The organism is Maricaulis sp., from assembly GCF_030149425.1.
Classification (GTDB): domain Bacteria; phylum Pseudomonadota; class Alphaproteobacteria; order Caulobacterales; family Maricaulaceae; genus Maricaulis.
In genome coordinates this window covers 57901-76458 of record NZ_JASBRQ010000044.1, presented here as the reverse complement: position 1 = coordinate 76458, position 18558 = coordinate 57901, and the positions used below count along the sequence as shown (strand labels likewise).

The 18558-nt window shown below is 63.0% G+C and carries 23 protein-coding genes and 1 pseudogene; 6 read left to right on the top strand and 18 right to left on the bottom strand.

Annotated features, from left to right (window positions below; all coding sequences use genetic code 11):
* The first annotated feature begins 30 nt into the window (after positions 1 to 30).
* Genes edd through eda form a run of 3 tightly spaced genes read left to right on the top strand, consistent with a single transcriptional unit; the run spans position 31 to position 3478 of the window.
* Positions 31 to 1878 carry a phosphogluconate dehydratase gene (gene edd, locus Q1V57_RS06940; protein WP_300529018.1) on the top strand — a complete coding sequence of 616 codons (1848 nt, stop codon included), beginning with the start codon at positions 31 to 33 and terminating at the stop codon, positions 1876 to 1878.
* On the top strand, positions 1875 to 2849 hold the full coding sequence (glk, locus tag Q1V57_RS06935; protein ID WP_300529016.1) for a glucokinase: 975 nt from the start codon (positions 1875 to 1877) through the stop codon (positions 2847 to 2849). The genes edd and glk overlap by 4 nt, the downstream gene beginning before the upstream one ends.
* A complete protein-coding gene (gene eda / locus Q1V57_RS06930; RefSeq protein ID WP_300529014.1) occupies positions 2849 to 3478 on the top strand; it encodes a bifunctional 4-hydroxy-2-oxoglutarate aldolase/2-dehydro-3-deoxy-phosphogluconate aldolase in 630 nt (209 codons plus the stop codon). Before glk ends, eda begins: the two co-directional genes overlap by 1 nt.
* On the opposite strand, the gene Q1V57_RS06925 is transcribed toward eda, so the two are convergent.
* Positions 3475 to 4371, bottom strand: a complete 897-nt coding sequence (locus Q1V57_RS06925; protein WP_300529012.1) for an aldo/keto reductase — start codon at positions 4369 to 4371, stop codon at positions 3475 to 3477. The genes eda and Q1V57_RS06925 overlap by 4 nt on opposite strands.
* Positions 4372 to 4529: 158 nt before the next feature.
* On the opposite strand from Q1V57_RS06925, the gene Q1V57_RS06920 reads away from it, so the two are divergent.
* Positions 4530 to 5636, top strand: coding sequence for a serine hydrolase domain-containing protein (locus tag Q1V57_RS06920; protein WP_300529010.1), 1107 nt, complete (start codon positions 4530 to 4532; stop codon positions 5634 to 5636).
* On the opposite strand, the gene Q1V57_RS06915 is transcribed toward Q1V57_RS06920, so the two are convergent.
* Genes Q1V57_RS06915 through Q1V57_RS06900 form a run of 4 tightly spaced genes read right to left on the bottom strand, consistent with a single transcriptional unit; the run spans position 5633 to position 7843 of the window.
* Positions 5633 to 6412: a hypothetical protein gene (locus Q1V57_RS06915; RefSeq protein WP_300529008.1), complete on the bottom strand. Its 780-nt coding sequence runs from the start codon at positions 6410 to 6412 to the stop codon at positions 5633 to 5635. The genes Q1V57_RS06920 and Q1V57_RS06915 overlap by 4 nt on opposite strands.
* A complete protein-coding gene (locus tag Q1V57_RS06910; RefSeq protein ID WP_300529006.1) occupies positions 6409 to 7467 on the bottom strand; it encodes a Rieske 2Fe-2S domain-containing protein in 1059 nt (352 codons plus the stop codon). Before Q1V57_RS06910 ends, Q1V57_RS06915 begins: the two co-directional genes overlap by 4 nt.
* Positions 7467 to 7616 (bottom strand): hypothetical protein, encoded by a 150-nt coding sequence (locus Q1V57_RS06905; protein ID WP_300529004.1) that lies wholly within the window; start codon positions 7614 to 7616, stop codon positions 7467 to 7469. The genes Q1V57_RS06910 and Q1V57_RS06905 overlap by 1 nt, the downstream gene beginning before the upstream one ends.
* Positions 7613 to 7843, bottom strand: a complete 231-nt coding sequence (locus Q1V57_RS06900; protein WP_300529003.1) for a hypothetical protein — start codon at positions 7841 to 7843, stop codon at positions 7613 to 7615. The genes Q1V57_RS06905 and Q1V57_RS06900 overlap by 4 nt, the downstream gene beginning before the upstream one ends.
* A 192-nt stretch (positions 7844 to 8035) precedes the next feature.
* Between Q1V57_RS06900 and Q1V57_RS06895 the strand changes: the two genes are divergently transcribed.
* A complete protein-coding gene (locus Q1V57_RS06895; protein WP_300529001.1) occupies positions 8036 to 10021 on the top strand; it encodes a thiamine pyrophosphate-dependent enzyme in 1986 nt (661 codons plus the stop codon).
* 132 nt (positions 10022 to 10153) lie between these two features.
* Complete coding sequence (locus Q1V57_RS06890) at positions 10154 to 10465, top strand: GNAT family N-acetyltransferase (protein ID WP_300528999.1); 312 nt, start codon at positions 10154 to 10156, stop codon at positions 10463 to 10465.
* On the opposite strand, the gene Q1V57_RS06885 is transcribed toward Q1V57_RS06890, so the two are convergent.
* From Q1V57_RS06885 to Q1V57_RS06825, 13 genes and pseudogenes are all read right to left on the bottom strand, one after another.
* Positions 10466 to 11254, bottom strand: coding sequence for an enoyl-CoA hydratase-related protein (locus Q1V57_RS06885; protein WP_300528996.1), 789 nt, complete (start codon positions 11252 to 11254; stop codon positions 10466 to 10468).
* On the bottom strand, positions 11251 to 11655 hold the full coding sequence (locus Q1V57_RS06880) for a CBS domain-containing protein (protein WP_300528993.1): 405 nt from the start codon (positions 11653 to 11655) through the stop codon (positions 11251 to 11253). Before Q1V57_RS06880 ends, Q1V57_RS06885 begins: the two co-directional genes overlap by 4 nt.
* Positions 11652 to 12002, bottom strand: a complete 351-nt coding sequence (locus Q1V57_RS06875) for a P-II family nitrogen regulator (protein ID WP_300528990.1) — start codon at positions 12000 to 12002, stop codon at positions 11652 to 11654. The genes Q1V57_RS06880 and Q1V57_RS06875 overlap by 4 nt, the downstream gene beginning before the upstream one ends.
* A gap of 169 nt (positions 12003 to 12171) precedes the next feature.
* Positions 12172 to 12909 (bottom strand): annotated as a pseudogene (locus Q1V57_RS06870) (DUF1538 domain-containing protein); the annotation flags it as partial.
* A complete protein-coding gene (locus tag Q1V57_RS06865) occupies positions 12910 to 13638 on the bottom strand; it encodes a DUF1538 domain-containing protein (RefSeq protein WP_300528986.1) in 729 nt (242 codons plus the stop codon).
* 94 nt (positions 13639 to 13732) lie between these two features.
* Positions 13733 to 14563, bottom strand: a complete 831-nt coding sequence (gene fghA / locus Q1V57_RS06860) for an S-formylglutathione hydrolase (protein WP_300528983.1) — start codon at positions 14561 to 14563, stop codon at positions 13733 to 13735.
* A gap of 230 nt (positions 14564 to 14793) precedes the next feature.
* Positions 14794 to 15420, bottom strand: coding sequence for a class I SAM-dependent methyltransferase (locus Q1V57_RS06855; RefSeq protein WP_300528981.1), 627 nt, complete (start codon positions 15418 to 15420; stop codon positions 14794 to 14796).
* 164 nt (positions 15421 to 15584) lie between these two features.
* Positions 15585 to 16034: a YaiI/YqxD family protein gene (locus Q1V57_RS06850; RefSeq protein ID WP_300528978.1), complete on the bottom strand. Its 450-nt coding sequence runs from the start codon at positions 16032 to 16034 to the stop codon at positions 15585 to 15587.
* Positions 16031 to 16462, bottom strand: coding sequence for a type II toxin-antitoxin system VapC family toxin (locus tag Q1V57_RS06845; RefSeq protein WP_300528976.1), 432 nt, complete (start codon positions 16460 to 16462; stop codon positions 16031 to 16033). Before Q1V57_RS06845 ends, Q1V57_RS06850 begins: the two co-directional genes overlap by 4 nt.
* On the bottom strand, positions 16459 to 16686 hold the full coding sequence (locus Q1V57_RS06840) for a hypothetical protein (protein ID WP_300528974.1): 228 nt from the start codon (positions 16684 to 16686) through the stop codon (positions 16459 to 16461). The genes Q1V57_RS06845 and Q1V57_RS06840 overlap by 4 nt, the downstream gene beginning before the upstream one ends.
* 62 nt (positions 16687 to 16748) lie before the next feature.
* Positions 16749 to 16979, bottom strand: a complete 231-nt coding sequence (locus Q1V57_RS06835) for a hypothetical protein (protein ID WP_300528972.1) — start codon at positions 16977 to 16979, stop codon at positions 16749 to 16751.
* 31 nt (positions 16980 to 17010) lie between these two features.
* Complete coding sequence (locus Q1V57_RS06830) at positions 17011 to 17262, bottom strand: hypothetical protein (protein WP_300528970.1); 252 nt, start codon at positions 17260 to 17262, stop codon at positions 17011 to 17013.
* A 9-nt stretch (positions 17263 to 17271) separates the two neighbouring features.
* Positions 17272 to 18381, bottom strand: a complete 1110-nt coding sequence (locus Q1V57_RS06825; RefSeq protein ID WP_300528967.1) for an S-(hydroxymethyl)glutathione dehydrogenase/class III alcohol dehydrogenase — start codon at positions 18379 to 18381, stop codon at positions 17272 to 17274.
* Positions 18382 to 18558: the final 177 nt, after the last annotated feature.

Here is an 18558-nt window from a genome sequence, read left to right as displayed (position 1 = left end):
CCCTGAACGGACCCGGATAAGGAGAGCGAGATGAGTGTATCGCCCCAGCATGTCGTCGCCGAGGTGACACAGCGGATCCAGAAACGTAGTGCCGCGACGCGGCGGCAATATCTCGACATGATCGAGGCGGCCCGCGGTGAGGGTCGCCATCGCTCGGCCCTATCGTGCGGAAACCTGGCGCATGGTTTTGCCGCCTGCGGTGGTTCCGACAAGCGCGCGCTCAAGGATGGCGGCTGGGCCAATGTCGGGATCGTCACCGCCTATAATGACATGCTGTCCGCCCACCAGCCGTTCGCGGCCTATCCGCCGATCATCAAGAAAGCGCTCAACCAGGTTGGTGCGGTCGGCCAGGTTGCGGGTGGTGTGCCGGCCATGTGTGACGGGGTCACCCAGGGTCAGCCGGGCATGGAATTGTCCCTGTTCTCGCGTGATGTGATCGCCATGTCGACGGCGGTTTCCCTGTCCCACAACATGTTCGACGCGGCCTTGTGCCTTGGGGTTTGCGACAAGATCGTACCCGGTCTCATCATCGGCGCGCTGCGCTTTGGTCATCTGCCGGTGATTTTTGTCCCGGCCGGGCCGATGCGCTCGGGGCTGCCCAATCCGGAAAAAGCGCGGGTCCGCCAACTATTTGCCGAGGGCAAGGTCGGCCGCGACGCGTTGCTGGAGGCGGAGAGCAAAAGCTATCACTCGCCCGGCACCTGCACCTTCTACGGTACGGCCAATTCCAACCAGCTCCTGATGGAAGTCATGGGGCTGCACATTCCCGGCACGGCCTTTATCAATCCCGACGACCCGCTGCGCGAGCGCCTCAACATTGCCGCGGCCCAGCGGGCGGCGGCCCTGGCCGAGGATGGGGCCCAGGCGATCGGCGACATTGTCGACGAGAAAGCCATCGTCAACGCGATTATCGGCCTGCACGCGACCGGCGGTTCGACCAACCACACCATCCACCTAATCGCCATGGCGCGGGCGGCGGGTATCATCATTGACTGGTCCGATTTTGATGAGCTGGCCAGTGTCACGCCGCTGATGTGCCGCGTTTATCCGAACGGGCCGGCCGATGTGAACCATTTCCATGCCGCCGGCGGGCTGGGCTTTATCATCCGCGAACTGCTCGATGCGGGTCTGCTGCACGAGGATGTCGAAACTGTGATGGGGCACGGACTTCGGGCCTATGCCAGCCAGCCGCTGCTGGATGGCGAGGAACTGGTCTGGAAACCGGTCACCGAAGACAGCGCCGATACCGAAATCGTGCGCCCCTATGCGGCGCCTTTCTCGCCGGATGGCGGTCTGCGCCTGCTCGACGGGCCGATCGGCCGCGCGGTGATCAAGGTGTCTGCGGTCAAACCGGAACATCGCACAGTCACAGCGCCGGCGGTCGTCTTCGATGATCAGGATGACTTCATGGCGGCGTTCAAAGCCGGCGAGCTGGAGCGCGATTTCGTCGCCGTTCTGCGCTTCCAGGGGCCCCGGGCCAATGGCATGCCCGAGCTGCACAAGCTCACCCCGGCACTGGGCTCGCTGCAGGACAAGGGCTTCAAAGTGGCCCTGGTCACGGATGGCCGCATGTCCGGCGCATCGGGCAAGGTGGCTGCCGCAATCCATGTCAGCCCGGAAGCGGCCATGGGCGGTGCCATCGGCAAAGTTCGCGACGGCGATATCGTCAAGGTCTGCGGCCATAGCGGTGAGCTCAGCGTGGAAGGTGTCGATCTCGATGAGCGCGAAGTGGCGGTGCTGCCGCCCAAGCGCACCGAGGGCATGGGCCGCGAGCTGTTTGCCGGTTTCCGCGCCATTGCGACTTCGGCCGAGGACGGGGCGTTGAGCATGCCCGACCTTGCTGTTCCGGCCGATCAAAAGGCCCTGGCAGAAGCATGAGCGCGTCGCCGTCCTATCTGGTCGCCGATATCGGCGGAACCAATGCGCGCTTTGCCATTGCACGCGGCAGTGTGCGTGCAGGCTTCAGGCTGGAGCAGATCCGCCGGCTCAAGAATGAGCATTTCGAGAATCTGCGCGATGCGGCCCACGCTTTTCTGGAAAGCTGTACGGGCTCGCGGCCGCAGCGCGGCTGCTTTGCCGTCGCAGGCCCGGTGGCCCAGAGCACGATCCGGCTGACCAATTCGACCTGGAAGTTCAAGCCGGAGGATCTGGCCAAGGAGCTCCAGCTCGATGCTCTGCTTCCGGTCAATGACTTCGCGGCCCAGGCCCGTGGGGCGCCGCTGATCGCGTCGGAAGACCTGGTTACGCTCAATGCGGGCAAGCCGGAGGCCGGCGCGCCCTATGCGGTGCTGGGGCCGGGTACCGGGCTCGGTCTCGGACTTCTGATCCCGCATAACGGCAATCTTCTCGTCGTTCCGACCGAGGGCGGTCATGCGGGCTTTGCGCCGCGGACCCAGGAGGAAATCGCTGTCGGACGTTTCATCGCCGATGAATACGGTTTCGTGTCCTGGGAGCGTCTTCTGTCCGGGCGTGGACTGGTCAATATCCACCGAGCGCTGTGCCATATCGATGGCGAACCCTGGCCGGGCTACCGGCCGGAAGAGATCACGGCCGAGGCGCTCACCTCCGAGGACTCCATGTCGCGGCGCGTGGTCAATCTTTTCTGCGCTGTATTGGGCGCCTATGCCGGTGATGTTGCCGTCATGGCCGGTGCCCGCGGCGGGGTCTTTCTGGGCGGCGGTATCCTGCCGAAAATGCGCCCGCTGCTGGAATCCAGCGCCTTCCTCGCGCGCTTCACCCGCCGGGGCCCGATGACCCGCTATGCGGGCGATATCCCGATCTCGATGATTACGTCTGATGCAGCGCCGCTTCTTGGAGCCGCTGCCCTGGCAGAAATTGGAGGCCTTTAATGGCTGTTTCGATGCAAACCCTGATCGATGAGGCTTCGGTCATCCCGGTGCTGACCGTTGGCGATGTCGCCCACGCCGCGCCGCTGGCGGATGCCCTGGCCTCGGGCGGGCTGAAAGTCATCGAGATGACCTGGCGTACCGACAATGCGCTTGAGGTGATGCAGGCCATGAAGGCTGCACGGCCGGAGCTGATTATCGGTATGGGCACGTTGCGCACCGGGGATCAAAGTCGCGCCTGCCTCGACGCCAAGGCAGACTTCCTGGTCTCGCCCGGCCTGACCCCTGTGCTTGCCGCGGCCTTGCTTGAAGTCGGCCTGCCGGTCCTGCCCGGCGTCGCGACAGCCGGTGAGGCCATGCAGGCGGCCGAGATGGGATTTGAGGTGCTGAAATTCTTCCCGGCCGAACAGGCGGGCGGCTTGCCCTATCTGAAATCCCTGTACGGTCCCTTGCCGGATATTCGCTTCTGTCCGACCGGTTCGATCTCCGCAGAAAAGGCACCGGACTATCTGGCTCTGCCCAATGTGGTCTGCGTCGGTGGATCCTGGATTGCCAATTCGAAAATGATCGAGGCCGGTGACTGGGATACGATTGAGGCCAATGCCCGCCGGGCCGCAGCCATGAAGCCCTAGGGCACGCGGGCTCCGCGGGCGGCTTGGAGAATTTCATACCAGTCCTGCTCATCAAGACTGATCCGGCGCAGGCCCTCGATCTGTTGCTGCAAGCGCTCGACAGACATGGTCCCCAATACCGGGATGACCGGTCCGGGTATGCGCCGCAGCCAGGCCAGGGCGATACTGGCCATATCAGTCTCTTCGCGCTCGGCCAGGTGGGCGAGCACGACATTGACCGGGCGGTCCTCGGCGAACAGGGCCCCTCCCGCCAAGGGCGACCAGGCGAGGATGGCCGCCTTGAGTGACCGGGCCTGTTCCAGCACACCGCTGTCGAGTGCTTGATTGGCCAGCACAGACAATTCGATCTGATGGGCCGTGAGCGGCAGGTCCAGCGTCTCGGTGAGACCGGCCAGCTGGTGGGTGGAGAAGTTTGAAATACCGACCGAGGCGACCTTGCCGCTCGACACCAGTGCCTCCAGGGCGCGCGCCGTCTCCTCGACGGCCATGAGATAATCGGGCCGGTGCAGGAGGTAGAGATCGATGCGTTCGCCGCGCAATCGCTTGAGTGAGGCCTCGGCCTGCGCGGTAATGAAATCGGCACTGGAACGATAATGGGCGATGCGGACACCGGGCTGGCCCGGACTTTCAAACCGGACCCCGCATTTTGAAATCACCCGCAGGCGCCGGGCCTGCTCGCCATCGAGATGGGTCAGAGCCTCGCCATGCAGGTTCTCGACGGCGCCATCATCATAGATGTCTGCATGGTCGATCCAGGACACGCCCAGATCGAGGCAGGCGGACAGACGTTCGGCGAAGCCCTGCGGTGTGCGGCTTAACGCGTTGGAGCGGGCGCGCCAGGCGCCCCAGACGGCATCGGTATCATGGATCGGGATCATGGCCTCAGTGAGCATGTGGCGCCCGCGCGGGCAAGCCTGAAGGTCTCATAACGTTCAAACCTGCCGGAATGGGCGATATGAGACTTAAAACCTGCATCCATGCCCCAGTTCTAGGCATCCCATCGGGTACAAGCGCCGCCGGTTGCGGTGCAGATCCACCGGAGTGAATGGACATGAGCAAGACTTGGAAAACCCTGATGATTGGTGCGGCGGTGATTGCCGGCATGACGGGCGGTGCCAGTGCGCAGCCGGCGCAGGATTGGCAGACCGTATTTGATGCGCGGGTGCCGGCTCTGCTCAGCGAGCATGACGTACCCGCCGCCGGCATCGCCATCGTCAATGCAGATGGCGTCGTCTATTCCGGCGTCTGGGGCGAGGCGCGACCCGGCGAAGCGGCGACGGCAGATACGCTGTTTAACGTCGCCTCCGTGGCCAAGACGATCGCGTCGGAGACGATGTTGAGCCTGGTTGAGGCCGGAGAGTTCGGTCTTGATGACCCCATGGCGCCCTACTGGATCGATCCGGATATTGTTGATGATCCGAGGGCGCAGACACTGACCCCGCGTCATGCGCTGGGGCATTCGACCGGGTTTCACAATTGGCGCCGGATGAGCGAAAGCGGTCAGCTGGAAATCCGTTTCGATCCGGGCTCGATGTCGGATTATTCCGGCGAGGGCTATGAGTATCTGGCCCGTTTCGCCGAACAGGTGACCGGGCAGGATTACGCGGCGCTGGTCCACTCTCGCCTGCTTGAGCCACGCGGAATTGATGGCGTCGTTGTCGGCCGTGACCCCGGGCTGGCGGAGCACTATGCCTGGTCGAAACGTCCGGATGGGAGTTTTGTCGCCGCCGATTTCACCGTGCCGGCCTCCGCGGCGGATGATCTCTATATCACCGTTGGCGGCTATGGCGCGTTCATGGCCGGCGTGATCCGCGGTGAGGGGCTCAGCGCGCCCCTGGTCACGCAACGTGAGACCATCCAGTTCGATTTTGCCTCGCGGTTCTGCTCCATCCCGGTATTCACCGACATTTGCCCGGATGCCGTCGGGTTTGCGCTTTATGGCTCGGTCTTCGTCTGGGACGGCGAGCCGGTCATCATTCAGGGGGGCGGCGATATCGGTGAGCGGGCCTTGAGCTTTTACCTGCCGGAGCGCGATCTCGGCGTAATCATTGCGACCAATGGTGCCAATGGCGCCAAGCTCTTCGAGCCCCTGGTGCGTGAAATCTACGCCAATGAGAACCTGCTCACCTTCCTGCGCCTGCAGGCCCAGCAGGGCTAGACTCGCGTCAGATCCGCCGGGTCGAGGCGAAGCTGAAGCAGATCCTCGATCCGGTGCACGCGGCCGGTGACCCGCACAGGGTCCGCCACATAACGCAGGATTGGCTGTACAAGGGCATGGCCCTCCGGGTCGGTGATCATCATGGCCCGGCTGCGGCCAAGCCTGTCACGGGCATAGAAATAGGGGGCGAGACCGCCGGCGATACACAGCATGGCGCAGGCCTTGTGTCCGGCCCCTTCATTGGGCCGCATGGCGCCGAACCAGCACTTGCTGTCGAGGATTTCGCCGTTCAGCTCGACCATGCCGAGGTCTTCCTCGTCAAACCCGGTCAGCCGTGCGGGCAGGGTCTGGTCTGCGCTGATCCAGTCATCCTCATTGGCGACGGCCATCATCACATGGCGGCCGCGCTGGATCAGCGATCCGCGCACATTGACCCGGTCACCCGCGACGCTGGCGGCGGCGAGTTTTTCCTGTGCGCCGCACTTGGTGTCGCAGGCCAGCAGAACGGTCTGCATCGAGCCGTCGAGGCCGGTGGTGCGCAGGAGCGGGTAAGGGGTTTCGGAGAGATAGCCGGACAGCGTGACCTGCGTTGCCATATCCCAGCTGCCCTGGCCCGCGCCGCCCTGTTTCTTGGCCAGCAACGCACCCGCGCCGCCGGCAATGCCCAGGCCCAGAACCGAAAGACCAAGCAAATAGCGCCGGTCGACTTTCGGGGCGTCGAGATAGCCGACGAAGTACTCGCCCGGATCCTCGTCGCGGATAAGCTTCCTGCTCATGCCCGGGCCTCCTCAATGCGAGCCGGTTCGACATCGGTGCCGGCCGGCAGGGCCTTGGTGTTGACGAAGACGATGCCGTCTTGCAGCCCGACCTTGTAAGTCGCGACCTTCTCGGTGAAGGGCGCCGGAGAACGGCCATCGCGCGGCTTGTATTCATACCCATGCCAGGGGCAGACAACGCAGCCATTGACGATGCGGCCCTCGCCGAGCGGGCCGTTCTGGTGTTTGCAGGCGTTGGAGATGGCCGAGACCTGGCCGTCATAGCGGAACACCGCGATGCGTTCGCGGCCCTCACCGGGCACGATAACAGCGCGGTCATTGGGGATGTCGCTGGCCGGGCCGACCTCGACCCAGCCATCCTTTGCCTTGAAGCCCGTGCGCCGGTCCTTGGCAAACTCGCGCCAGCCGGTGATCAGATGCAGGGCGCCGACCAGCCCTGCCGAGCCCAGGACCCAATAAGCGTAGAGCGGGGATTTTTCGTGCTGGACCAGGCCCAGCAGGACGTGTGCGACCAACAGGGCAAAGGCGAAATAGACACCCATGTGCAGCGCCTTCCAGAAGGGGGCGCCAAGATTGGCGAGCCAGAAATCATGGCTCGTTGCCGCCATCAGGAAGATAATCAGAAAGGCCGCCAGTCCCAGGCTTTCAAACGGGAAGCCGCCGATCCGGTCATAATTCGGATTGGTGGTCAGCACCGAAAGTAGCGGGTTGATGTCGGAGAAGCCGTGATACCAGACCATCACCAGGGCGGCGTGGATGAGCATCAGGATGAAGGCGGACACGCCCATATGGCGGCGATTGTAGAGCAAGGGTTTGAAGCGCGGGGTCAGGCGGGCCATCGGGCCGATGATCAGGATGAAGGTCAAAAGTGCAAAACCCGCAAAGCCGAAGGCGCGCATGACCAATTGCACCGGGTGGAAGCTCTCGCCCTCCGGCTGGGTCAGGCTGGTCATGATGACAAAGCTGGCGATGAAGGCGGCGATCACCGCCCATAGGCTGAACAGATAGGACTTCTTGAAGCCGTTCCAGATAACGGCCTTGTATCCGACCGCCATTAGCGCGTCTCCTCGATCAGCGCCGCCGGCAGTGCTTCATTGTTCGCTGGGACCGGTTTGTGCGCGAGAGCGGCCCAGCCGACAATGGCCATGACCGGGATGAGTATGACCCAGATCACGAGATGGGCGGTGCGGTGTGCGCGTCTCATGCCCGGCCTCCGACTGTCATACGCTTGATCAGGGTAAGCAATAAAACGGGCCAGAGGGCGATGACGCCGGGAAAGATCAAGACCCGGAACTGGACCGGCGCGGCCTCGGCGGCACCTGCATCGAACCGTTTGATCAACAGCGTCACGAAGGCGAGGGCAAAGATCAGCCCGGCGAGGAAGTATGGGCCCAGACAAGCCAATAGGGCCTGTGCCAATGCCTGATCCATGATGCGTCTCCCTTCATGCCGTCATGACCGTCGCGGTCAGGCTAAGCTGCCAACCGGTCCTAAACTACCGGAATCAGTCGGGCATCGAAAATTGTGATCGCGTTTCCTGACGACTTCGCGAGCCAGATGTGATGGTCTGCACGCGCCCGCCCGATGCTAAAGCGGTCGGCAATCAAGCGCAGGGAGAAGCGGGTGAGCGATACACAGACCGAGCTGGACTGGCACAAGGTTGCTGAAGGCGATGAACTGGCTGAGGGCCGGGTCAAATCCGCAACCGCCGGGACCCATTCTATCGCGCTGGTACATTTCGACGGTCAGCACGCGGCGATGGATAATCACTGTCCGCACCAGGGTGGCCCGCTCGGCGAGGGGTCGATCGAAAAGGGCGTCGACGATAAATGCTGGCTGCGTTGCCCCTGGCATGGCTGGGATTTCGATCCGCTCACCGGTGCGCCTCCGGGCGGCCACGAGGATGCGGGCCAGGAGACCTATCCGGTCGAAGTGCGCGAGGATGGCATTTATGTCGGCGTCGAGCCGGAGCCCGCGCATGCGCGCACCGTCACCGATGTGATGGCCGAGACCTTTGTCAATTGGGGCATCAAATCCTGCTTCGGCATGGTCGGGCATTCCAATCTCGGCCTGGCCGATGCCTTGCGCCTGCGCGAGGAAGCCGGTGAGCTGTCCTATTTCGGCATCCGGCATGAGGGGGCCGCGTCATTCGCCTGTTCCGGCTATGCCAAACTGTCGGGCAAACCGGCAGCCTGTCTGGCCATCGCCGGACCCGGCGCGACCAATCTCCTGACCGGGCTTTGGGACGCCAAGGTGGACCGGGCACCGGTTCTGGCTCTGACCGGCCAGGTCCAGGTCCAGGTCTTCGGTCCGGGCGCTTTCCAGGATATCGATCTGAAATCGGCTTTTGATCCGGTCACCCGTTTCTCACAACCCGTGTTGAACTCCTCCAATCACGCGGAGCTGGCCTCGCTCGCCTGCAAGACGGCGATTGTCGAGCGTGATGTGGCGCACCTGATCTTCCCGGACGATGTTCAGACCCTGCCCTCGGACCAGGCCGCTGCGGCGCCGCGCGGACGTCTGACGTCCGGCGATATTGCGCCGCCCCAGGAGGAGGTCGCTGCGGCCGCGGAGGCGATCGCCCAGGCCAAGCGCCCGCTGATCATCGTCGGCTATGGCGCGCGTGACGGGATGGATCAGATCGCCGCGCTGGCGCGAGAGTTGCGGGCTCCGGTGGTGACCACCTTCAAGGCCAAGGGGCAGATCGCCGACAGTGACCCACTCGCCGCTGGCGTGGTCGGCCGCTCGGGCACGCCGATCGCCTCTTGGTTCATGAATGAATGCGATCTCATAATCGCGCTTGGGGCGTCCTTCTCCAATCATTCCGGGATCGAGCCGAAAAAGCCGATCGTGCAGGTTGATTTCGAGCGCATGCAATTGGGCAAATTCCATCCCGTTACCTATCCGGTCTGGGGCGAGGTCCGGCGCACGGTGGGGATTATTCGTCATCTCATCAGCAATCGTGAGCTCGCTGCCATCGATCAGCGCGAGGAATTGGCGGAACGCTGGCACATCTGGCGGGAAGAAAAAAAGCGCCGCCAGGGCGAAGACCGCGGTCAGGGGCTGGCTGCTGCGGCGGTATTCGATGCCCTGACCCGGCTGGCACCGGACGAGGCCGCGATCGCCGTTGATGTCGGCAATAATACTTATTCCTTCGGGCGCTATTTCGAACCCCAGGGCCAGCGGGTGATGATGTCAGGCTATCTGGGATCGATCGGGTTTGCCTTCCCGGCGGCGATGGGCGCCTGGGCCGCGACGCAGGATTTTGAGGAACACCGCCACCGCAAGGTAATTTCGGTGTCCGGTGATGGCGGGTTCGGCCAATACGCCATGGAATTCACCACCGCTGTGAAATACGGCATGAACATCACCCACATTCTCCTCAACAACGCCCAGCTGGGCAAAATCACCAAGGAGCAACGGGCCGGGAACTGGCCGGTCTGGCAGACCAGCCTGGTCAATCCGACCTTCGCCGGTTTCGCCCGCGCGTGCGGCGGTTACGGCCGTACCGTGAAAAGCCGTGAGGAGCTGGATGCAGCCATGACCGAGGCGCTTGCTCATGACGGTCCGGCCCTGCTGGAAATCATGACCGATGCCGAGCTCGTCTAGGCGTGCTGAAGGATTGAGCCGGGCGAAGTGATTATTGCTCCGGGGGAAACAAAGCTTCGCCGGAGCACCCGTTTCTTTCGCCCGGCCGCGCGCCTATGTCTGCATCAACACAATTTGCCAGGGAGGCCCGCCATGTCCGATATCACGTTCACGCTGGAAGAAACCGGTTCCAAGGGCCGCTATGTCGCCCACATCGCCGGTCAGGACGATGTCGGCGAGATGACGTTCTCGCGCCTCAGCCCGACCCGCATCATTGTCGATCACACCGGTGTGCCCGAAAGTCTCAAGGGCCAGGGCGTCGGATCGGCGCTGGCGCGTCATATTGTGGCTGAAGCCCGGGAAAACGGCTTCACCATCGTGCCGCTCTGCCCCTTCCTCAAGGCACAAGCCGATCGTCACCCGGAATGGTCGGATGTGATCGAAGGTCTCAAGGCGAAAGCCTGATCAGTCCTGGCGGCGCTTGAAATCCGGTGCCCGCTTGTCGAGGAAGGCGCGATATCCTTCCTTGAAATCGGCGCTGGTAAAGGCGTCGAGGAACCATTGCCGGGTAATGGCGTCCTCATCTGTCTGGCCCGCTTCCAGGCGGGTCAGCATCGCCTTGGTGATGCGCGCGGTCACGCTCGACCGCGTCTCCAGTAAGGCCGCGTAGTCACTGACGGTTTCGGCCAGCGCGCCAGGCTCCAGCAGGCGGTCGATGAGGCCGATCTGCAGCGCCTCGTCGGCGCTGACATGGCGACCGGTGAACAGCAAATCCTTAGCCGTCGACAGGCCGACGGCCTCGGCAAGTCGCTTGGTGTCATTGAACGGGTAGGCCAGCCCCATCTTGGCCGGTGTAATCCCGAAGCGGCTGCCTTCAGCCGCGAAACGCAGGTCACAGGCCAGTGCCAGCCCGCAGCCGCCGCCAATACAGACGCCTTCAATGGCTGCCAGGGTCGGTTTGGGAAAATCGGCGAGGGCATTGAGCCCGTCAGCAATCCCATTGGAATAGGTCTCAGCCCGTTCCAGGGTGGCGTAAGCCGTTTCAAACTCGCCGATATCCGCGCCCGAGGCGAAGCTTCCCCCGGTTCCGCGCACCACCAGCAGGCGCAGGCTTTCATCCTCGGCCAGCGGGGCGAGGAGTTCGGGGATGGCCAGCCACATGGCTTCGGTCAGCGCATTATGGCGCCGCGGCCGGTTGAGGATGAGATCGGCCCGCGCACCCTTGCGCTCAATGCGGATATCGTCAGTGCTCACGAGGGTTTGGCCATGGATCGCAGGACCAGGTCGCGGAGGGTGACAAAGCCGGCAACCTTGCCGTCCTGCAGCACCAGCGCCCGGGTCAGGCGGAAACGGGTCAGCAGGCGGACGGCGTATTTGACGTTCATGGCGATGTCGACGCTGAGCACCGGTTTGGACATGATTTCATAAACGCTGACACGCTCGGGAGAGCGGTCCTGGCCAATGACCTGTTCGGCGACATCATGGACGGCGAGGATGCCGTACTCGTCCGACTCATCGCGCTTGTCGACGACCAGCGAGCTGACATTCTTTTCCCGCATGAGATCAACGGCTTGGTCGACAGTCGCCAGGCCGTCAATGGCGATGGGCGAGGGGGTCATCACCTCGCGCACCTGAACATAATCGGTTCCGGTCATATCTTGTCTTCAATCTCTCGTTTGATTTCAGGCAGCTGGCTGGACAGGCCGACAGCATCCTCGATATCGATCTGGAAGGCGACCCCTGCGCCTGCCTCATCGTCAAATTGTCCAGCCTCGCCAATGGCTTCGAGGATGGAACGGCTCATATGAGCTTCGACCAGGAAGAGGGCAACATCGCGTTGTCCTTCCAGGGTCAGGCCGAAGAATGTCTTGGGCGGGTTGAGGCCTTCACCGCGGGCAGCGGTGATGACGGTACACCCGGTGGCGCCGGCCTTGCGGCCGGCTTCGGTGACCTCGTCAGTCTTCTCGTCGGTCACCAGGGCGATTATCAGCTTGAACTTCATGCTCGCCATCCTCCTTCATCAGGGCCGCGCTTGCGTCCGTTTCCGGTGTGGTTTCGGTGGGTTTCATGTGCGCCTCGAGCGCGCTTTGTGGCGGCTCCGGGTGCGGTCCGGTCGCGGCCAGTACGGCCTTTGTGCGTTTTCTCTGCCAGGCGGCCCAGGCGGCAGAGCCCTGAGCGTAGCCCATCACCGTGATCATCGGGAACAGGCTCGCCAGCGCGATCAGTCCGAAGCCGTCGATCAGCGGACTGCGGCCGGGAACCGTGGACGCCAGGCCGAGGCCGAGGGCGGTGACCAGGGGCACTGTTACGGTCGAGGTGGTGACACCGCCGCTATCATAGGCCAGCGGCACGATCTCTTTCGGCGCGAACATGGTCTGCACCACGACCAGGACATAGCCGACCATCATGTAAAGGTGCAGCGGCGTGCCGGTGACGATGCGGAAGGCGCCCAGCGCGATCGACAAGGCCACCCCGACGGCGACGGCAATGCGCAGCGGCCAGGACGAGATGGCGCCGCCGGAGGCTTCATCGGCTTTCAGCGAGACGGCGATCAGCGAAGGTTCGGCGATGGTGGTGGAAAAGCCGATGGTGAAGGCGAAGAGGTAGATCCAGTAGTATTTGGTCCAGTCGCGGTCCTCGGGGATGGCCTCGCCGCCATAGATAAAGGCCGGGTCGGTCAATTGCCGGGCCATGGTCTCGCCCAGCGGGAAGAGCGCCTCTTGCAGCCCGACCAGGAACAGCGCCAGGCCGAGGATCACATAAACGAAACCGATCAGAACCTGTTTCAGATGCGGCACCCGCTGGCGCAGCACCACGATCTGGAAAAAGCCGAGGATCAGGGCGATCGGCGCAACGTCGCGCAAAGTCGTCACCAGGGTGGTGAGGATCTGGATCAGCGCGTCGAGCATCTAGACCACCATGCCGTAGAGCAGGACGAAGAGGATGGGGGTCAGGCTGGCAAAGGCGATCAGGCCGAAACCGTCGATCAGCGGATTGCGCCCCTTGATTACCGTTGAGAGGCCGATGCCCAGGGCGGTGACCAGCGGCACGGTAATGGTGGAGGTCGTCACCCCGCCGCTGTCATAGGCAATGCCGATGATCTCGCGTGGTGCGAACTGGGTCAGCAATACGATGAGGATATAGCCGCCAATGATCAGGAACTGGATCGGCCAGCCCTTGAGGATGCGGATCACCCCCAGAACCAGCGCGGCGCCGACGGATACGGCGACGGTATAGCGCAGGCCCAGCGCATAGGAGGCCTGATCGGCTTCCGCCAGCGCGCCTTCGGTGGCTTTGACGCTGGCGGCTTCGGCGGCGACGGCGATCAGCGCCGGCTCGGCGACGGTGGTGCCAAATCCAAGGGCGAAGGCAAATCCCATCAGCCACCAGACATTACCCTTGCGGGCGAAGGCTCCGGCCATGCTTTCACCGATCGGGAAGAGGCCGATCTCCAGGCCGCGGATAAACAGCGCCAGCCCCATGAGGACGGCGACCAGCCCGAAAATAATCCGGGGCAGATCGGGGAAGGGTTGTTGCAGGACGGCGATCTGGAAAAACGCCACCACGAGGATGATCGGCGCCAGATCGCGCAGGCTGTCGAGCAGCAATCGTCCGTAGGCGACAAGAGAGGGTGGCATCTACCTGCTTGAAAAGTATGGCGTTAATCGAACGCGAAAACCTTACTTTTTAAACGGGAAGGGCGCTATTGGATATTCCGTCGCAGGGGCAGGTCTAGGTCAGCACCCGGGCATGATGGGCGATATGGTCCTCGATGAAGCTGGCGATGAAATAGTATGAGTGATCATAGCCGGGCTGGCGGCGCACGGTGAGACTTTGTCCGGCCAGGCGGCAGGCGGCCTCGAACAGTTCCGGCTTGAGTTGCTCTTCCAGAAACTGATCCGCCTCGCCCTGATCGATGAGAATATGCGCTGCGCTGGGGCGGGTACGGACCAGTTCACAAGCATCATAGTGTGCCCAGGCGGTCTCATCCGCACCGAGATAGGCAGTGAAGGCCTTGCGCCCCCACGGCACCTGGCTGGGTGCCACAATGGGCGAGAAGGCCGAGACCGAGCGATAGGTCTCCGGGTGTTTCAGGTGCAGGGTCAAAGCTCCATGCCCGCCCATGGAATGGCCGAAAACGCCCTGGCGGCTCACATCAGCGGGGAAGTTTTCCGCGATCAGGGCCGGCAATTCCTCGGTGATATAGCGATCCATCTGGAAGTGCGGCGCCCAGGGCGCCTGCGTCGCCGTCAGGTAGAAGCCGGCGCCCTGGCCGAGATCATAGGCCGCGTCATCGGCGACCTCTTCACCGCGCGGGCTGGTGTCCGGTGCGATGACCATGACGCCGTGCTCGCTGGCCGCTCGCTGCAGGCCGGACTTCTCCATCACATTGGACCAGTTGCAGGTCAGGCCGGAGAGATACCAGAGGACCGGCACCGGGCCTGACTTGGCCTGCGGCGGGGTGAAGACGGCAAAGCGCATCGGAACGCCACAGACCGCACTGTCATGATCGAACACGGCCAGCTCGCCGCCAAAAGAAGCCCATTGGTTGATGCGGTCCATCGCGATCCGTCCTCTATTGCCTGCTTCGACTGTCTAGCAGCTGGACATAGAGGTGTCGCCAGCCCGTCTCAACGCCCTCCTCGCCCTTGATGGGCGAGGTCCCGCGCAGCGGGGGAGTGGGTGGCGCGGCGAAGCCGCTGCTAAAATCATCGCTACTGTCGTGAGTTCTCTTGGCGCCTGCGGCGCGCACCCACTCCGTCTTGCGGCTGCGCCGCAATCCACCTCGCCCATCAAGGGCGAGGAGGGGGTGAGCTGCACTCCAGCACCAGCCAGATCCATGTCACCCCCGCACCCTTGTCCTGGGGCTTGATCGCATCGCGCTCGCCGCGCCAGATCAGCCGCAAACCCAGTGCCTCGGCCTGGGCCAGGCTTTCCTCCGGATTGGTCGGATGGGCCGGGCGGTCCGGGTGAGCCGGGCCGGAGCGCAGCGACAGGCAAAGACGGCCGCCCGGGGCGATGAGGCGGGCGAGGGCCTGCATGGCCCGGGGCCGGTCGCCCGGAGCGAGGTGCTGCCAGACCGCATTGCACAGGACGAGATCATGGCGGCCCGCACGCGCGTCGAGCCGGGTCAGGGCCGGGAGTTGGTCGTCGATCCATTCAATGGCGTTGGGGCTGTGCAGGTGCTGGCCGGCCTGTCTCAATTGCGACGGCTCGACCGCGGTGACTTCATAGCCGCGCTGCGCCAGCCAGGCCGCATCACGGCCCGTGCCGGCGCCGATATCGATGGCGCGCGCCGGAGCAGGCGGCCAGTGATCGAGGGCTTCGCCATAGACGAGCTCGGTGCTGACACCTTCATAGAGCGCCGTAAGCTCGTCGGCCGCGCGGCCGTAATTGGCGATGATGTCGCTGGGGCGCATCGGTCGATATCCCAGTCCGGGCCAGAACCGCCCTTAAACTTCATGCTGGCGATAGGGCCGTGTTGAAGCCGGGCGGTCAAGGGCGCGCAGCGCCGCCTCCATGCTCTTCGCGGCATGGTCCTACGCCCTTAAGAACGACATACGTGACGACGAAAAACAGAGGGTCAAAGCCCCTTCTTCACCTTCTGGATCAGGGCTTCCAGCCCGTTGAGAAAGGCCGACCGGTCCTTCTGCGAGAAGGGTTTTGCGCCCGAAGTGATCACCCCGGTCTCGCGCAGATCGGTCATCAGATTGCGCGTCGCCACAGCCGAGCCGATCGTGTCCGGGGTAAACGCCTTGCCGCGCGGATCGATGGCGCGGGCGCCGGCCTTGAGGCAGCGATCGGCGAGCGGGATGTCGGCGGTGACACAGATATCGCCCGGCCCGATACGCTCGGCGATCCAGTCATCGGCGGCGTCCAGCTTGCCCTCGACGATCACCAGTTTCGCCCATTGCGAGCGCGGCCGCATCAGCCCGCCATCGCAGACCAGCAGGATTTCCGACCGGTGCCGCTCCCCGACCCGGATCACCTCGTCTTTGACGGGGCAGGCATCTGCGTCGACATAGAGGATCATGGTGCGGGTATCTCCGGCGGGATGTCCGCAAGGTCAATCGTCTCGAGCCCGAGACGATCGCGGGCCAGGGACAACAGACGCTTGTCGGCGGAAAGAACGGGCACCGACTGTTGCCTCGCCAGAGCCAGGTATTGGCAATCATAGACCGGGTGATCGAGCTCGACGGCAAGATCGATCGCATCGCCAACAAGGCCGACGGAGGAATGGAGCACCGTGAGAGTAGGCAGATTGGTCAGAGCCGCACGGCAATCGGCAACGCTTACATCGCCCCGCCGCGCATATTTCCAGAGCCCGTTCGCGACCTCCGACACGATCAGTGTCGGTGCCGAGCAGTTGAAAACATGCCCTGCCCGCAGCGCTTGCGGGGTCAGAACATCGTCGATGAACCACTTCACCGCAACACTGGCGTCGAGGATGCAGGCACTCATCGCTCTCGGTCTTCGCGTATCAGTTCCGTCGCATCGCGCCAGGCCGGTTTCGATCGCTCGCGCATGCCCTTGGCGAACTCGAAAAAAGACTGTTTGTCCGAACGGGCCCGTTCGGCCAGCAAGTCGCGCAGATATTGCTCCAGCGATTTGCCCTCATTGGACGCCATCCGCTTCAAGTCAGCCAGCACGCTGTCCTCGAGGTTTCGGATAATCACCTGACCCATTTCAGCCTCCTGATATCACAGCGATAGCATAGCGTGGACACTGGGTGCTTTCCAGACGCAATTTATCCCGAATTTACGAGCGCACCGGCCTCGAAACTCATCCGCCCTTTCCAATTCTCCATCAAGCAAGCCATGTGAGCGAAGAGCTGTTGTTCGCGCGCTTCTTCCAGTTCGATGCGCCAGTCAGACAGATTGGTCGCGGAGAGCACAACTGCTTGGGCTTCATCCTCTGCGCCAATGGCTTCTTGGCAGAAGCAGCACTCAAAACCCGGGTTGAACAAGGATTTCGCCATTTGAGCCCCACGATACAATGAAAACTAGCCTCTATTCACCGCCTTCAATGCCATCGCCTTTGTCATAGAGAAAGAGGGTGACCTGCGCTGGGTGTTGCTCGGCCCACACGATCGCTTCGTGCCAGGTCAGGTGTTTCTTGTCTTGGCAAAGGCCGTAATGCTCGTCTTGGTCGATCTGGTCAGAATCTCGGCAGGAGTTGTCGTGCGCTGTGGCTTCGATAACCGCGTTGATGTCCTTCCAGCGGTATTTCCGTTTTCGGTTGTCGACGATATTGAAAATCATGAACGACCCCTAAAACTCCACCACGCTCCGGATGCTCTTGCCCGCATGCATGAGATCAAAGGCCGTGTTGATCTCTTCCAGCGGCATGGTGTGGGTGATGAGGTCGTCGATATTGATGCGGCCGTCCATATACATGTCGACGATCTTGGGCACGTCGGTGCGGCCTCTTGCGCCGCCGAAGGCGGAGCCGCGCCAGACGCGGCCGGTGACGAGCTGGAAGGGGCGGGTCTGGATTTCCGCGCCGGCCGGTGCGACGCCGATGATGACGCTCTCGCCCCAGCCCTTGTGGCAGCATTCCAGCGCCGCGCGCATCACCTCGACATTGCCAATGCATTCAAAGGAATAATCCGCGCCGCCGCCGGTCAGCTCGACGAGGTGACCGACCAGATCGCCCTTGATCTCATTGGGATTGACGAAATCGGTCATGCCGAACTGGCGCGCCATCTCCGCCTTGGCGGGATTGGTGTCGACGCCGACGATCTGGCGGGCACCGATCAGTTTGAGGCCGTGGATCACGTTGAGGCCGATCCCGCCGAGCCCGAAGACGACGCAACTTGTATTGGGCTCGACCTTGGCGGTGAACATGACCGCGCCTATGCCGGTGGTAACGCCGCAGCCGATATAGCAAATCTTGTCGAAGGGCGCGTCCTTGCGCACTTTCGCCAGCGCGATCTCGGGCAGGACGGTGTAGTTCGAAAAGGTCGAACAGCCCATATAATGCAGGATCTTCTCGCCCTTGTAGGAGAAACGCGAGGTGCCGTCCGGCATCAGGCCCTGGCCCTGGGTGGCGCGGACTTTCTGGCAGAGATTGGTTTTCGGGTGCAGGCAATAGTCGCACTCGCGGCATTCCGGCGTGTAGAGCGGGATGACATGATCGCCGGGCTGGAGCGAGGTGACGCCCGGGCCGGTCTCGACCACCACGCCCGCGCCTTCATGACCTAAAATGGCCGGGAAAGCGCCTTCCGGATCGGCGCCGGAGAGGGTGAACTCATCGGTATGGCAGATGCCGGTCGCCTTGATTTCGACCAGGACCTCGCCCGCCTTCGGCCCTTCCAGGTCGACCTCGACCACTTCCAGCGGTTTGCCGGCCTCAAAGGCCACGGCGGCGCGTGTTTTCATCTCTTCTCCTCCCGCTTGCGGTTTGCCGGCCCGAGCATGCGCATTTCCCTGATTTTCGAAAGGGCTAACTTCGCAGCTGCGGAATTTTCGCTCTAAGGCTGCGTGCAAATTAGGTTTTCGGAAAAAACACTTGTTTCGGGCACGAAACCTCTTTTGCCTGCTATTTTGCTAGTATAG

Excerpts from the sequence above, each read along its gene's own strand:
- Q1V57_RS06855 (WP_300528981.1), bottom strand. The coding sequence starts at position 15,420 with ATGCGCCCCAGCGACATCATCGCCAATTACGGCCGCGCGGCCGACGAG.
- edd (WP_300529018.1), top strand. The coding sequence starts at position 31 with ATGAGTGTATCGCCCCAGCATGTCGTCGCCGAGGTGACACAGCGGATC.
- Q1V57_RS06845 (WP_300528976.1), bottom strand. The coding sequence starts at position 16,462 with ATGAGTGCCTGCATCCTCGACGCCAGTGTTGCGGTGAAGTGGTTCATC.
- Q1V57_RS06910 (WP_300529006.1), bottom strand. The coding sequence starts at position 7,467 with ATGGCGGTCGGATACAAGGCCGTTATCTGGAACGGCTTCAAGAAGTCC.
- Q1V57_RS06825 (WP_300528967.1), bottom strand. The coding sequence starts at position 18,381 with ATGAAAACACGCGCCGCCGTGGCCTTTGAGGCCGGCAAACCGCTGGAA.
- Q1V57_RS06865 (WP_300528986.1), bottom strand. The coding sequence starts at position 13,638 with ATGCCACCCTCTCTTGTCGCCTACGGACGATTGCTGCTCGACAGCCTG.
- eda (WP_300529014.1), top strand. The coding sequence starts at position 2,849 with ATGGCTGTTTCGATGCAAACCCTGATCGATGAGGCTTCGGTCATCCCG.
- Q1V57_RS06880 (WP_300528993.1), bottom strand. The coding sequence starts at position 11,655 with ATGACCGGAACCGATTATGTTCAGGTGCGCGAGGTGATGACCCCCTCG.
- Q1V57_RS06890 (WP_300528999.1), top strand. The coding sequence starts at position 10,154 with ATGTCCGATATCACGTTCACGCTGGAAGAAACCGGTTCCAAGGGCCGC.
- fghA (WP_300528983.1), bottom strand. The coding sequence starts at position 14,563 with ATGGACCGCATCAACCAATGGGCTTCTTTTGGCGGCGAGCTGGCCGTG.
- Q1V57_RS06830 (WP_300528970.1), bottom strand. The coding sequence starts at position 17,262 with ATGATTTTCAATATCGTCGACAACCGAAAACGGAAATACCGCTGGAAG.
- Q1V57_RS06915 (WP_300529008.1), bottom strand. The coding sequence starts at position 6,412 with ATGAGCAGGAAGCTTATCCGCGACGAGGATCCGGGCGAGTACTTCGTC.
- Q1V57_RS06925 (WP_300529012.1), bottom strand. The coding sequence starts at position 4,371 with ATGCTCACTGAGGCCATGATCCCGATCCATGATACCGATGCCGTCTGG.
- Q1V57_RS06900 (WP_300529003.1), bottom strand. The coding sequence starts at position 7,843 with ATGGATCAGGCATTGGCACAGGCCCTATTGGCTTGTCTGGGCCCATAC.
- Q1V57_RS06875 (WP_300528990.1), bottom strand. The coding sequence starts at position 12,002 with ATGAAGTTCAAGCTGATAATCGCCCTGGTGACCGACGAGAAGACTGAC.
- Q1V57_RS06905 (WP_300529004.1), bottom strand. The coding sequence starts at position 7,616 with ATGAGACGCGCACACCGCACCGCCCATCTCGTGATCTGGGTCATACTC.
- Q1V57_RS06835 (WP_300528972.1), bottom strand. The coding sequence starts at position 16,979 with ATGGCGAAATCCTTGTTCAACCCGGGTTTTGAGTGCTGCTTCTGCCAA.
- glk (WP_300529016.1), top strand. The coding sequence starts at position 1,875 with ATGAGCGCGTCGCCGTCCTATCTGGTCGCCGATATCGGCGGAACCAAT.
- Q1V57_RS06850 (WP_300528978.1), bottom strand. The coding sequence starts at position 16,034 with ATGATCCTCTATGTCGACGCAGATGCCTGCCCCGTCAAAGACGAGGTG.
- Q1V57_RS06920 (WP_300529010.1), top strand. The coding sequence starts at position 4,530 with ATGAGCAAGACTTGGAAAACCCTGATGATTGGTGCGGCGGTGATTGCC.
- Q1V57_RS06840 (WP_300528974.1), bottom strand. The coding sequence starts at position 16,686 with ATGGGTCAGGTGATTATCCGAAACCTCGAGGACAGCGTGCTGGCTGAC.